The sequence below is a fragment of the Pseudomonas oryziphila genome, assembly GCF_003940825.1.
GTDB classification, from domain to species: Bacteria; Pseudomonadota; Gammaproteobacteria; order Pseudomonadales; family Pseudomonadaceae; genus Aquipseudomonas; species Aquipseudomonas sichuanensis.
This window is the reverse complement of sequence record NZ_CP034338.1, coordinates 5,275,774-5,288,765: the sequence shown is the minus strand read 5'-3', so window position 1 is coordinate 5,288,765 and position 12,992 is coordinate 5,275,774. Positions and strand designations below refer to the sequence as shown.

Here is a 12,992-nt window from a genome sequence, read left to right as displayed (position 1 = left end):
CACCGCTCGCGGCCAAGCAAGTTGAGGTGGCAGCAGTACGCGGGTTGGCCGACCGGGACGAAAGGGGCCCGGCACACCCGAAGGTGTCCCGCGCACCACCGCCATAACGCGACATCGCGGGCACAAAAAAAGCGCCTGCGATGAAGACTGGGCGCTGCTGCGCCTTTCGATTCCGACCGGCCAAGGTCGCGTCGCCGATGCTCCGACGACTGGGGAAATCTATCTCTGTTGGGCTCAAGGCGCAACCTTGGGGCAGGCTTTGGGAGATTTCTCCTTGTCGCCTTTGACTAATCGGCGAAGCGCATCTCGCGGGTTTCCCCCATCAACAACGGCGCATTCGCCTCGGTCACCTCACGGATGTAATCCCACAGCAGGGTAATCCGCTTGAGCTTGCGCAAATCCTCCCGGCAGTACATCCAGAACTGCCGCGTCACCTCGATCTCCTCCGGCAACACCGTCACCAACCGCGGATCCTGCGCCGCCAGGAAGCACGGCAAAATCGCCAGCCCACGCCCCTGCAAGGCCGCCGTGTACTGCGCGATCACGCTGGTGCTGCGCAGGTGCGCATTGGCATTGGGGATCAGGTTCGCCAGGTACAAAAGCTCCGAACTGAACGCCAGATCGTCGACGTAACTGATGAAGGGGTGGCTCGCCAGGTCGCTCACCGCGCCGATCGGCGCGTGGCTGTCGAGGTAGTCCTGGGTGGCGTAAAGCCGCAGCCGGTAGTCGCACAGCTTGCAGCACACATAAGGCCCATGCTCGGGCCGCTCCAGGGCGATGACGATATCGGCCTCGCGCTTGGACAGGCTGATGAAGTGCGGCAACGGCAGGATATCCACCGAGATCGCCGGCCAGGCATCGACGAAATGGCTCAGCTGCGGGGTGACGAAGAAGCTGCCGAAGCCTTCGGTGCAGCCCATGCGCACATGCCCCGACAACGCCACGCCCGAGCCCGAGACCTGCTCGCAGGCCATGTGCAGGGTGCTCTCGATCGACTCGGCGTAGCCCAGCAGGCGCTGGCCTTCGGCGGTGAGGACGAAGCCGTTGGTGCGCGACTTCTCGAACAACAAGGTACCCAGCGCCCCTTCCAGTGAGCCGATGCGCCGCGACACCGTGGTGTAGTCCACGGCCAGGCGCTTGGCCGCACTGCTGGCCTTGCGGGTGCGCGCTACCTCAAGAAAGAACTTGAGGTCGTCCCAGTTCAGCGCGCTCAGGGAGGTGAGGTCTTTTTGCATGATGATCCGGTTTTTTTGTTCATTCTTGTTGGATGTTTGCACATCTATACTCGATCTCAGCCCCTACACGCCACCCCGTGTCCACCCCGGCGTAGGCGTCTTCGTTCCGACAATAATTCCAAGGAGAGCGCAGATGAACGCACCCCACAACCCCAGCCAGACCAAGGTCGAACAGGTAAAACTGCTGATCGACGGCCAATGGGTCGAATCCAAGACCACCGAGTGGCGCGACATCGTCAACCCGGCCACCCAGCAAGTGCTGGCGCGGGTGCCGTTTGCCACCGTCGATGAAGTGAACGCCGCCGTGGCCGCCGCCGAGCGCGCCTTCAAGACCTGGCGCGACACCCCGATCGGCGCGCGCATGCGCATCATGCTCAAGCTGCAGGCGCTGATCCGCGAACACAGCAAACGCATCGCCGTGACCCTCAGCGCCGAGCAGGGCAAGACCATTGCCGACGCCGAGGGCGACATCTTCCGCGGCCTGGAAGTGGTCGAGCACGCCGCCTCCATCGGCACCCTGCAGATGGGCGAATTCGCCGAGAACGTCGCCAGTGGCGTCGACACCTACACCCTGCGCCAGCCGATCGGCGTGTGCGCCGGCATCACCCCCTTCAACTTCCCGGCGATGATCCCGCTGTGGATGTTCCCGATGGCCATCGTCTGCGGCAACACCTTCGTGCTCAAGCCGTCCGAACAGGACCCGCTGTCGACCATGATGCTGGTCGAGCTGGCGCTGGAAGCCGGGATCCCGGCTGGCGTGCTCAACGTGGTGCACGGCGGCAAGCAGGTGGTCGATGGCATCTGCACCCACCCGGACATCAAGGCGATCTCGTTCGTCGGCTCCACCGAAGTCGGCACCCACGTCTACAACCTGGGCAGCCAGCACGGCAAGCGCGTGCAGTCGATGATGGGCGCGAAGAACCACGCCGTGGTGCTGCCTGACGCCAACCGCACCCAGACCATCAATGCGCTGGTCGGTGCTGCGTTCGGCGCCGCCGGCCAGCGCTGCATGGCTACCTCGGTGGCGGTGCTGGTGGGCAAGGCCCGCGAGTGGCTGCCGGACATCAAGGACGCGGCCAGCAAGCTCAAGGTCAATGCCGGCAACGAGCCAGGCACCGACGTCGGCCCGGTGGTGTCCAAGCGTGCCAAGGAGCGGGTGCTGGGCCTGATCGAAAGCGGCATCAAGGAAGGCGCCAAGCTGGAGCTGGACGGCCGTGACGTGAAGGTGCCGGGCTACGAGCAGGGCAACTTCGTCGGCCCGACCCTGTTCTCCGGGGTCAAGACCGACATGCAGGTGTACACCCAGGAAATCTTCGGCCCGGTGCTGGTCACGCTGGAGGTGGACACCCTCGACGAGGCCATCGCCCTGGTCAACGCCAACCCGTTCGGCAACGGCACCGGCCTGTTCACCCAGAGCGGCGCGGCGGCGCGCAAGTTCCAGAGCGAGATCGACATCGGCCAGGTCGGCATCAACATCCCGATCCCGGTACCGGTGCCGTACTTCAGCTTCACCGGCTCGCGCGGCTCCAAGCTTGGCGACCTCGGTCCCTACGGCAAGCAGGTGGTGCAGTTCTACACTCAGACCAAGACCGTCACCGCCCGCTGGTTCGACGATGACAGTGTCAACGACGGTGTAAACACCACCATCAGCCTGCGCTAAGGAGCTGACCATGCGTATCGCATTCATCGGCCTGGGCAACATGGGCGCGCCCATGGCCCGCAATCTGATCAAGGCCGGGCACTCGCTGAACCTGTTCGACCTGAACAAGACCGTACTGGCGGAGCTTGCCGAGCTGGGTGGGCAGGTCAGCGCCTCGCCCAAGGAGGCCGCGGCCAACAGCGAGCTGGTAATCACCATGCTGCCGGCCGCTGCCCATGTACGCAGTGTTTACCTGGACGAAGAGACCGGCGTGCTGGCCGGCATCCGCCCCGGCACCCCGACCGTGGACTGCAGCACCATCGACCCGCAGACCGCCCGCGAGGTTTCCAAGGCCGCGGCGGCCAAGGGCATCGACATGGGTGACGCGCCGGTCTCCGGCGGCACTGGCGGCGCGGCGGCCGGCACGCTGACCTTCATGGTCGGCGCCAGCGAGGCGCTGTTCGCCACCCTCAAGCCGGTGCTGGAGCAGATGGGCCGCAACATCGTGCACTGCGGCGAGGTAGGTACCGGGCAGATCGCCAAGATCTGCAACAACCTGCTGTTGGGCATCTCGATGATCGGCGTGTCCGAAGCCATGGCCCTGGGCAATGCGCTGGGCATCGACACCAAGGTACTGGCCGGGATCATCAACAGCTCGACCGGGCGTTGCTGGAGTTCGGACACCTACAACCCGTGGCCGGGCATCATCGAGACCGCACCGGCCTCACGCGGCTACACCGGCGGCTTCGGCGCCGAATTGATGCTCAAGGACCTGGGCCTGGCCACCGAGGCCGCACGCCAGGCGCACCAGCCGGTGATCATGGGCGCCGTGGCCCAGCAGCTGTACCAGGCCATGAGCCTGCGCGGCGAAGGCGGCAAGGATTTCTCGGCGATCGTCGAGGGGTATCGCAAGAAGGATTGATGGGCGAGAGGGACTTCATCGCGGGCCGTATGGTCCTCCCCCTTGTAACTGCGCACCTTGGGGGAGGGGCATGCGCTCCGCGATTTTTTTTGCCCGTTAGAACCGGCTTTCGAATCGTGGGAGCGGGCTTGCCCCGCGATGACGTCATGTCAGGCTACAGCGTTGTCCCGCCTGACGTCATCGCGGGGCAAGCCCGCTCCCACGATTAGCGCTTCAGGCAAACACGAAGTACTTGCGCACCGTCTCGACCACTTCCCAGGTGCCTTTCATCCCCGGTTCGATCACGAACACATCCCCTGCCTTCAGGTGCTTGGGCTCTTCACCTTCCGGGGTGACGATGCAGTAGCCATCGAGGAAGTGGCAGAACTCCCATTTCTCGTAGTTGACCTCGAACTTGCCCGGGGTGCAGATCCAGGTGCCCATGATCTTGCTGCCGTCGGCCGACAGGTAGGCGTTGAGGTTGACGGTGTGCGGGTCGCCGCCGATGCGCTTCCACTTGGTCGCGTCGACCACCGGGGTGGGGCAGGTTTCGCGCAGGACGGTGATGAAATCGGACATGGCGTGGCTCCAGGCAATGAGTGATAGAACGCATCACCATAGGGCCAGGCGTCGTCGGCCAGTTGCCTGTGCTCGACGCCTGGCTGTCTGGATGCGCTATCCGGCCTGCTGGCTCCACTGGCGCTTGTCTGAGCGACGCTCAGCGCAGGGCATTCACCTCGACGGTGATGTGTGCCAGCTCTTCATGCACCCCGAGCGCCTGGCGCACGCTGTCGGCGCTCAGTGCGCCGGCAGTGGCCAGGCTGACGATGCAGGCGTACTGGTCCTTGCCAACGCGCCACACATGCAGGTCGGTAATGGCGGCAGCCACCGGCAGCTGCGCGACCACCTCGCGGATCTCCGCGACCACCGGCGCATCCATTTCGGCATCCAGCAGCACCCGCCCGGTATCGCGCAGTAGGCCTTTGGCCCACAGCGCCACCAGCAGCGCGCCGACCAGGCCCATGACCGGGTCGAGCCAGCCGGCACCCCACAGTTTGCCGGCCACCAGGGCAACGATCGCCAGAACCGAAGTGGCGGCGTCGGCGATCACATGCAGGTAGGCCGAGCGCAGGTTGAGGTCGTGGTGGTGATGGCCGTGGTCATGTGCATGCTCGTGATGATGGCTGTGGTCATCGCGCAGCAACCAGGCGCAGATCAGGTTGACCGCCAGGCCGATCACGGCGATGAAGATCGCCTCGTCGTAATGGATGGCGCCTGGCGTCAGCAGCCGTTCAACCGACTGGAACGCCATCAGTGCGGCCACGCCAAGCAGCAACAGGGCGCTGGAGTAGCCGCCGAGAATCTCGATTTTCCAGGTGCCGAAGGCAAAACGACGGTCGCCTGCGTAGCGCCGCGCAGCGGCGTAGGCCAGTAGCGACAGGCCGAGCGCGAGGGCATGGGAACTCATGTGCCAGCCGTCGGCCAGGAGGGCCATGGAGTTGAAGAACCAGCCACCGGCGATCTCCGCCACCATCATCACGGCAGTCAGCCATACCGCCAGCCGCGTCTTGCGCTCTGCGCCGAGGTTGCTGGTATGGAACTGGTGGCTGTGCAGCCAGCGGTCGGAGGTTTGCGTGGTCATGGTTTATCATGCTCTCGAACAGGCGTGAAATATACTATACCCCAGTATACCTGCAGTGATGGAAGCAGAATGGCACATACCCTCAAGAGCAAGAAGCAGCTGCTGACCCGGGTGCGCAAGATCAAAGGCCAGGCAGCCGCGCTGGAGACCGCGCTGGAGCAGGAAAAGGACTGCCTGGCGATCCTGCAGCAGATCGCCGCCGTGCGCGGTGCAGTGAACGGGCTGATGGCCGAAATGATGGAAGGGCATATCCGCGAGCATCTGGTGGCGGAGGGGCTGAGCGCCGAGGAACGGCTGGAGGAGGCCGACAAGGTAGCTGCGCTGCTGCGCTCCTACCTGAAATAGCGTTTGCCAACACCGTGGGGCTGGTCTCGCGATACGCGCTACAACCGCTCACGCACAGCGGCAATCACCTCAGGGATACCCCTCCCCAGTACCTTGGGTGGCGTCGGGCTTTCGCCGAACTCGCGCCAGACGAACAACGTCAGCTCCGCCCCGTCGGTCTTCGACAGGGCATGCTCCAGCGAGCCGAACTGTTGCAGCGCGCGGTAACGCTCATCAGCCCAGAACAGCGCCTCGACCCAGTCATGGACCGGGATGAAGTGAAAATGCAGCGGGCAACCCGGTACATGCCCGAAACGCCCGATGTACAACCACCTGGGCGCCAGCGCTTGCTCCATGGCCCGTTGCAGCCTGGCCATCAGCCGGCCCATGTCCGCCAGCGCTTGGTCGGGCAGGTCGGCCAGGCTGTCCACCGGCGCCCGCGAACCCAGCATCAGGTAGCCGGGCAGGCGCGACGTCAGGTGATGGTTGACGATCCAGTGCTCGCTCTCGTGGACGATGTATTCCCCGGGGATGTCCACCGACTCAGGCCCACCAGTAGCGCACGAAGTGGAAGAACACCGGCGCTGCGAAACACACCGAATCCATGCGGTCGAGCATGCCGCCATGGCCTTCGATCATGTGCCCCCAGTCCTTCACCCCGCGGTCGCGCTTGATCGCCGACATCACCAGCCCGCCGAAGAAGCCCATGGCATTGACGGTCAGCGCCATCAGCGCCGCCTGCCAGAAGGTGAACGGGGTGATCCAGCACAAAAGCGCGCCCACCAGGGTGGCCAGCGCCACGCCGCCGGCCAGGCCTTCGACGGTTTTCGACGGCGACAGGTTGGGCGCCACTTTGCGTTTGCCGAACAGCTTGCCGCACACGTACTGCAGCACGTCGCTGATCTGCACCACCAGGATCAGCCAGGCGATCAGCAGCAGGTTGCGGCCTTCGAAGCCAGGGATATCCAGGGTCATCAGCGCCGGCACCGACGACACGCAGTACACCGCGATCATCAGCCCCCATTGCACCTTCGAGGCACGCTCGAGGAAGCGCGTGGTGTCGCCGCCGAAGCTGGCGAGGATCGGCAGCAGCAGGAACAGGTACACCGGGATGAAGATGCTGAACAGCCCGTACCAGTCCATGGCGATCAGCAGGTACTGCACCGGCAGCGCCACGTAGAATGCCGCCACCAGCGCCGGGTAGTCGCTGCGCCGGGTCGGGGTGAGGGTCATGAACTCGCGCAGGGCGTAGAACGACACACCGTAGAACAGCACGATCACCCCGTACTTGCCGAACACGAAGGCGATGCCGATCACCAGCACCATGACCCACCAGGCATTGATGCGCGCGTTGAGGTTGTCGATCACAGCGTGGGGCGCAGGGCCGGCGCGCCACTTGAGCAGGCGCCCGATGGCGCTGGCCAGCAGCAACAGGGCGCCGATGCCGGCGAACAGCGAAAGGGTGTTGTGATCCATCTCAGGCATCCTTCGGGGCCAGGTTCAGCAGGGCCTCGCGGGCCCGCTCGAGAAATGCGTGTTTGCCTTCGTCCGCCTGCAGGTGCAGCGGCTCGCCGAAACTCAAGGTGCACAGCAGCGGCAGCGGCAGGGCACGGCCCTTGGGCATGACCCGGTTGAGGTTGGCGATCCACACCGGCACCAACTCGACCTGCGGGTTGGCCGCGGCCAGGTGGAACAGGCCGCTCTTGAAGGGCAACAGCGGTTCGTCACCGAGGTTGCGCGTGCCTTCCGGGAAGAAGATCAGCGAGTCGCCCTGGGCGAACGCGTCGAGCACCGGTTGCAACGGATTGCCCTCGGCCGGCGTGCGCGTGCGATCGATCAGCACGGCGTTGAACACCTGGCGGATGAGGAAGTCGCGAATACCGGGCTTGCACCAGTAGTCGGCCCCCGCCACGGGGCGGGTATGGCGGCGCAGGGGGTCGGGCAGTGCCGCCCACAGCAGCACGAAGTCACCGTGGCTGCTGTGGTTGGCGAAATACAGCCGTTGTACCGGCTGTGGCGTGCAACCCAGCCACAGGGCGCGAGCGCCGGTGATCAGGCGGGCGGCGGAGGTGATGACGAAGGCGGTCAGGCTGGCGAGCATGGCGGCGGTCTTATCCGGTGAAGGGGAGGGTCAGTACCAGCAGCACTTGCACGGCCAGGCACAGGGCCTGGCGGCGCAGCAGGGCCAGGGCGGCCTGGCTGCGTGCCGGCCAGGCGCGGCTGTCGCTGGCGCTGGGTTTGAGGCGGAGTTCATGCAGGGCACGGTCCAGGGCCTGGGTATCGGCGGGCAGGTCGCTGCTGGCGGCCAGGTGGGCGAACAGCTCGGCATCCAGGGCGACACGTATCGCCCAGTACTTGTGGGCCAGGCCGATGACCAGCAGCGCCACGCACAGTGCGTGGGTTGGCGAAGGTAGCGCCACGCCGAACAGCGGCGCCAGGCTGCTGGCGATTGCCAGCAGGCTGATGCCGTCCGACAGACGTTCCAGCTGGCGCCCGCGGGCGAGCAAGCTGGCGACGACGCGCAGGTTCATGGCCGGGCCTCCAGTTGCTGCAGCACCTGCCTATGGGCCGGGTGCAGGACCACCCTGGGGCGTGCCTTGCGGATGAGCATTTCGGCCTGGCTGGCGTCGCTGCAACGGCCGCTGATGATCAGCCAGGCAGCCACCGCGCTGGCGCTGCGCGAATAGCCCAGAGCGCAGCAGACCAGCAGCGGGCCATGCTGGCGCAGGTGTTCGATGGCGGCGGCGGCTTGCTCCAGGGTTTGCCGGCTTGGGGCGATCAGGTCCAGGCTCGGCAAGCTCTGGTAGTACTGCACAGGCTGTTCGAGGGCCATCGCGGGGCAAGTCGCAGCGGCGCACCGCCGCTCCCACTCAGCGCTTGGCAATGGCTCGTGGGAGCGGGCTTGCCACGCGATGGCGTCGGTACAGGCCAGCTCCGCACACAGGTCGATCACCGCTGCAAACGCCGTCGCCTCCCCGTGCCCCGGCATCCGCCCCAGATACACCCCATCCAACACTTCATCCGCCTGCGGGTGCCGCCGGGTCCACAACCGTGAGTTGGCCCACGCTGCCAGCAGATAGGGCGCCAGCAACACGCTCGCGGCAATCGACAGCCGGCCATCCGCGCCTTTCTGGAAACCACCCGCACCGAACAGGCCATAGTTCAGCGCCACCAGCAGCAGCGACACAGCCGGCCACAACAACCACAAACTGAGGTGCCCCAACTTGAGGGCCAGCACGGCCAGCAGCATCGCGCCGAGCCCGTAGCGCAACGCCATGCGCCAATGCTTGGGGTCGCGCGCCAGCCGGGCCTGCTGCCAGGGCAGCGGGCCTTGCTGCGGCCACAGCCACAGGCAGACGAAACCGGCCAGTGCGCCAGTTGGCAGGTCGATGAAGTGATGTTGCCAGGTGGTCAGCACCGACACCCCGATCAGCCCCATCCAGCCATGCACCAGCCAACGCCACATAGGCTGCTGGGTGTGCCGGGCGAACATCGTCCAGATGATCACCAGCAGTGCGATATGCAGCGATGGCGCCTGGTTGTAAGGCTTGTCGAAGCCCATCAGCACATCGAACAGCCAGCCGAACAGCCCTGACAGTTCCGGGCGCTCGAAGGTGAAGCGCAACGGCCAGAGCAGGAAGCAAGCGACGCTGACCAACTGCGCGGTCAGCAGCGCCAGGGCGTGCCGGTCCATCTCCCGCCGGGTGTGCGGCAACAGGAACGACAAGCCGTACAGCAGGTCGATCGACCAGTACGGGATGATCGTCCATGGCCACAACGGCATGTGCCGTTCCCAGGCGAACACCAGGCTGCCGACATCTTCGCGCCCAGCCGTGTAGTTGTTGGCCAGGCCGTAGCTGAGGAAAAACAACGGGCCGAGCAGCAACAGCCACAGCACGCCACGTCGGATCAGCCCTGTTTCACGGGCCATCAACGCACCCGCTGCGCCAGGCTGACACTGAAAATGCCCCACTCGTCGATGCGTTGGGTGATCTTGCGAAAGCCAGCCGCCGCCACCAACTGGTCCATCTCCGCCTGGCTGCGCCGGCGCATCACCCAGGCCTGGCCGCCACGGTGGCTGGTCAGCGCCCGGGCGATCATCTCCAGTTGCGGGTGCCAGGGCTGGCCGGTGTACACCAGGTAGCCGCCTTCCTCGACGGCATCGGCCAGCCCCGCCAGCGAGTTAGCCACGGCCTCATTGCCGGGGAACAGCTCATACAGGCCTGAGACCACGGCGAGGGTCGGGTGTGGGTCGAGGCTGGCCAGGCTCTGGCGGTCGAAGGCGTCGCCCTGGACGAAACGGGCGATTTCACCCAGACCCTTTTCGCTGATCAGCGCGTTGCCTTGCTGCACGTTCAGCTCGCTGTAGTCGCGCAGCAGGATCGAGTCGGGCAGTTGCTGCAAGCCCTGCAGCGCTTCGAGGATGTAGCGACCGTGGCCGGCGGCGATATCGACGATGTGCACCGGGCGCTGTTGCTCACGCAGTTGGGCGATGGCCAGGCGCAGCAGTTCCTCGACGTTGAGCTTGCGCTGGCGGATGCCGCGCCAGCCGATGGCGTTGAGGTAGTTCTGGTCGATCATCTCGCCCAGCCGGCCCTTGCCGGTGGGCTGGTTGCGGTACACGTAGTCCAGGGTCGAGCCAGAGTCGAAGCCGGTGTCGAAGCCCAGTTTCACGCCATCGGAAAGGCCCTTGCCCAGTTGCAGGCCGGCGCGGGTGGCGCGCCAGTACAGGTCGCGTGGCGAGTTGCGCGGCAGCGGCGCGGCCAGGCTTTCGGCCTCGGCGCAACTGGCGCCGGTCTTGTCGGCATCGAGCAGCGATGGCACGGGTGCGGGGTTATCGAAGCAATGCTCGACGAAGCGCTTGATCCGTGCCAGGGCATGGCCACGGTCCCGTTCGCCGAGGGTGTCGTGGAAGAAGCCGGGCAGGATGTGCATCTCTTTGCGCGCACTGCCCAGGCGCTCGAAGAAGCGCTCCTGCGGGGCGCGTTCGACCACGAAGTCCGAGCCCGATACCAGCAGTTGCGTCGGCACCTGGATCGCCTGGGCATCGGCCACCACGCGGTCGGCGGCTTCGTACAGGCCGAGCAGCATGGTCACCGAGATCGGCCGGCTGATCAGCGGGTCGGCCACGTAGGACATGACCCGCTCCGGGTCGTGGGTGAGCAGGCGTGGCTTGACGTAGCTGTTGACGAAGAAATTGCCGCGCAGGGCTTTCATCAGCTTCAGCCCGGGGCGGGCAAAAGGTACGTAGAGTTTGACCTTGAACGCTGGCGAGGCGAGCACCAGGCAGCGCACCTTGGGCGCGTAGTCATGGGCCCAGGTGGCGATCAGCACTGCCCCGACGCTCTGTGCCAGCACCACCAGGTCGGGCTCGGCGATGCCGTGCTGCGCCTGGATATGCTCGATGAAGGTCTGCACGTCGCGCACGCTGGTGGCGAAGCTCGGGCTGTCGCCGCGCGCGCCCGGCGACTGGCCATGGCCACGGGCGTCCCAGGCGAAAACGTCATAGCCGGGCAGGTCCAGCTCGTCGGCTAGGTGCGCCAGGCGCCCGCCGTGCTCGTGGCCACGGTGGAACATCACCACGGCACGGCGCGGCTGGTGTTCGTTGCGTGTGGCGGGCCAGTGACGGTAGTGCAGCTCGACGCCGTCATGGGTGGAAAAATGCAGCGATTGCGCTTGGCGCATGGCGAATATCCTTGTCCGGCAGCGGGGGGCTCAGCGGGTTTCGGCCAGGCCCTGGCGAACCCGGTTGTACAGGGTATAGAGCGAGAGCAGCAGGATGACCAGCAGCAGGCCATTGATCCAGGTTGCGCTCAGCAGCCCGAAGGCTACCCCGGTGCCCAGCACGCCGAAGGCGAAGGCCCGGTCGCTCTTGCCCATCGGCCCGTCGTAGCGCCGCGACGCGCCGGCCAGTGGGCCCATCACCCCGGCGTACTCGCTGATGACCGCGAGCAGCACCACCAGCACTACCAGCGCCGGCGACACGCCGGCCAGCTGGGCGAAGGGCAGGTACAGCGCGGCATCGGCGATCACGTCGCACAGCTCGTTGAGGTAGGCGCCCAGCTTCGATTGCTGGCCGAACTCCCGGGCGAGCATGCCGTCCACCGCATTCAGTGCCATGCGCAGCAGCATCCACACCGGCACCAGGATGAACAGCCACGCCACCTGGGGCAGCCAGGCCAGCAGCAGGCCGATGAGCACGGAGATTGCACCAGCGGCGACGGTGACCTGGTTGGCGGTGACGCCCCGCTCGAACAGGCGTTGCACGGTCGGGCGCAGCAGCGCCTGGAAGCGGGGTTTTAGCTGGTAGATCGATGGCACTTGGAATTCCCTGTCGTGGTGCGGCGATGCGGCAATTGTGAATAAGGCGCATGGGCGGCGGCAAGTTGAAAGCGCCCATCTGTGAAGTGCATCAGGCCTACGAAACGGAAGGAATGTGCCGCTTGTCGCCTATTGTGTGCATGGTGTGTATTTGGCTTGGTTAAAACCCATAGTGGTGTGTACGCTACACATCACCTGCCAAAGGACGGATGCATGCGCAGCAGGGACGTGATCCAGCTCATCGAGGCTGATGGTTGGTACGAGGTGGAAGTGAAAGGAAGTCACCATCAATTCAGGCATCCGTACAAGCGAGGGCGGGTCACGGTTCCCCATCCCAAAAGCGATCTACCCAGGGGCACCGTGCACAGCATTTTGAAACAGGCTGGCTTGAAATGAGGCCGGTTGCGTTGAGCGGGGCGCTTGGCGGCCCACAGGATCACTGGAGACAGACCATGAAATTTCCCGTTGTACTGCATAAGGATGAGGGCACTGACTACGGCGTGATCGTGCCCGACGTGCCTGGCTGTTTCTCGGCCGGCGCCACTGTTTCCCAGGCGCTGGAGAATGTGCAGGAAGCGCTGGCCCTGCATTTCGAAGGCCTGGTGGCCGACGGCGAGGCGCTGCCGCAGGCCGAGGAGGTGGATGTGCATGTGGCCAATCCCGACTACGCCGGGGGCGTCTGGGCGGTGGTGGACTTCGATGTCACCCCGTACCTGGGCAAGGCGGTGCGCTTCAATGCCACGTTGCCCGAGAACCTGCTGCAGCGCATCGACGAAAAGGTGAAACGCGATCATCGTTATGCCTCGCGCTCTGGCTTCCTCGCCTCGGCTGCGCTGCGCGAGCTGGCGGTCGCCTTCCGCTAGCCGCCGGGGTTGGCGCGGTCCCTGTAGGAGCGGCCTTGTGTCGCGATAGGGCTGCGTAGCAGCCCCG

Annotated in this window: 15 protein-coding genes; 5 read left to right on the top strand and 10 right to left on the bottom strand. The window is 65.5% G+C overall.

All coding sequences use genetic code 11. The features are described 5' to 3' along the window. Positions 1 to 287: 287 nt before the first annotated feature. Positions 288 to 1,235, bottom strand: a complete 948-nt coding sequence (locus tag EJA05_RS24690; RefSeq protein ID WP_125860489.1) for a LysR family transcriptional regulator — start codon at positions 1,233 to 1,235, stop codon at positions 288 to 290. 133 nt (positions 1,236 to 1,368) lie between these two features. Between EJA05_RS24690 and EJA05_RS24685 the strand changes: the two genes are divergently transcribed. After that, positions 1,369 to 2,895, top strand: coding sequence for a CoA-acylating methylmalonate-semialdehyde dehydrogenase (locus tag EJA05_RS24685; protein ID WP_125465631.1), 1,527 nt, complete (start codon positions 1,369 to 1,371; stop codon positions 2,893 to 2,895). Positions 2,896 to 2,905: 10 nt separating this feature from the next. Then, complete coding sequence (gene mmsB / locus EJA05_RS24680) at positions 2,906 to 3,796, top strand: 3-hydroxyisobutyrate dehydrogenase (RefSeq protein ID WP_125465630.1); 891 nt, start codon at positions 2,906 to 2,908, stop codon at positions 3,794 to 3,796. 213 nt (positions 3,797 to 4,009) lie between these two features. Here the strand turns inward: mmsB and EJA05_RS24675 are convergent, their stop codons facing one another. After that, on the bottom strand, positions 4,010 to 4,354 hold the full coding sequence (locus EJA05_RS24675; RefSeq protein WP_125465629.1) for a cupin domain-containing protein: 345 nt from the start codon (positions 4,352 to 4,354) through the stop codon (positions 4,010 to 4,012). Positions 4,355 to 4,493: 139 nt separating this feature from the next. Continuing rightward, positions 4,494 to 5,417 carry a CDF family Co(II)/Ni(II) efflux transporter DmeF gene (gene dmeF / locus EJA05_RS24670; RefSeq protein ID WP_125860487.1) on the bottom strand — a complete coding sequence of 308 codons (924 nt, stop codon included), beginning with the start codon at positions 5,415 to 5,417 and terminating at the stop codon, positions 4,494 to 4,496. A gap of 69 nt (positions 5,418 to 5,486) precedes the next feature. Here dmeF and EJA05_RS24665 point away from each other — a divergent pair, with 69 nt between their 5' ends. Beyond that, positions 5,487 to 5,762 carry a metal/formaldehyde-sensitive transcriptional repressor gene (locus tag EJA05_RS24665; RefSeq protein ID WP_125465627.1) on the top strand — a complete coding sequence of 92 codons (276 nt, stop codon included), beginning with the start codon at positions 5,487 to 5,489 and terminating at the stop codon, positions 5,760 to 5,762. Positions 5,763 to 5,800: 38 nt separating this feature from the next. Here the strand turns inward: EJA05_RS24665 and EJA05_RS24660 are convergent, their stop codons facing one another. The 7 genes from EJA05_RS24660 to EJA05_RS24630 are packed head-to-tail and all read right to left on the bottom strand — an operon-like array spanning position 5,801 to position 12,062. After that, on the bottom strand, positions 5,801 to 6,280 hold the full coding sequence (locus EJA05_RS24660; RefSeq protein WP_125860485.1) for an HIT family protein: 480 nt from the start codon (positions 6,278 to 6,280) through the stop codon (positions 5,801 to 5,803). Between the two features lie 4 nt (positions 6,281 to 6,284). After that, a complete protein-coding gene (locus EJA05_RS24655) occupies positions 6,285 to 7,217 on the bottom strand; it encodes a phosphatidate cytidylyltransferase (protein WP_125465626.1) in 933 nt (310 codons plus the stop codon). Position 7,218: 1 nt separating this feature from the next. Further along, the gene (locus EJA05_RS24650) at positions 7,219 to 7,842 is read right to left on the bottom strand and encodes a lysophospholipid acyltransferase family protein (RefSeq protein WP_125465625.1); all 624 of its coding nucleotides are present in this window, start codon (positions 7,840 to 7,842) and stop codon (positions 7,219 to 7,221) included. 10 nt (positions 7,843 to 7,852) lie between these two features. Beyond that, the gene (locus EJA05_RS24645; RefSeq protein ID WP_125860483.1) at positions 7,853 to 8,272 is read right to left on the bottom strand and encodes a hypothetical protein; all 420 of its coding nucleotides are present in this window, start codon (positions 8,270 to 8,272) and stop codon (positions 7,853 to 7,855) included. Further along, positions 8,269 to 9,672, bottom strand: a complete 1,404-nt coding sequence (locus EJA05_RS24640; protein WP_125860482.1) for a phosphatase PAP2/dual specificity phosphatase family protein — start codon at positions 9,670 to 9,672, stop codon at positions 8,269 to 8,271. The genes EJA05_RS24645 and EJA05_RS24640 overlap by 4 nt, the downstream gene beginning before the upstream one ends. Continuing rightward, positions 9,672 to 11,426, bottom strand: coding sequence for a bifunctional alpha/beta hydrolase/class I SAM-dependent methyltransferase (locus tag EJA05_RS24635; RefSeq protein ID WP_125860480.1), 1,755 nt, complete (start codon positions 11,424 to 11,426; stop codon positions 9,672 to 9,674). Before EJA05_RS24635 ends, EJA05_RS24640 begins: the two co-directional genes overlap by 1 nt. A gap of 30 nt (positions 11,427 to 11,456) precedes the next feature. Next, positions 11,457 to 12,062, bottom strand: a complete 606-nt coding sequence (locus EJA05_RS24630) for a CDP-alcohol phosphatidyltransferase family protein (protein WP_125860478.1) — start codon at positions 12,060 to 12,062, stop codon at positions 11,457 to 11,459. Between the two features lie 213 nt (positions 12,063 to 12,275). Here EJA05_RS24630 and EJA05_RS24625 point away from each other — a divergent pair, with 213 nt between their 5' ends. Further along, the gene (locus EJA05_RS24625) at positions 12,276 to 12,458 is read left to right on the top strand and encodes a type II toxin-antitoxin system HicA family toxin (RefSeq protein ID WP_125465620.1); all 183 of its coding nucleotides are present in this window, start codon (positions 12,276 to 12,278) and stop codon (positions 12,456 to 12,458) included. Between the two features lie 56 nt (positions 12,459 to 12,514). Then, positions 12,515 to 12,925, top strand: a complete 411-nt coding sequence (locus EJA05_RS24620; protein WP_125860476.1) for a type II toxin-antitoxin system HicB family antitoxin — start codon at positions 12,515 to 12,517, stop codon at positions 12,923 to 12,925. Positions 12,926 to 12,992: the final 67 nt, after the last annotated feature.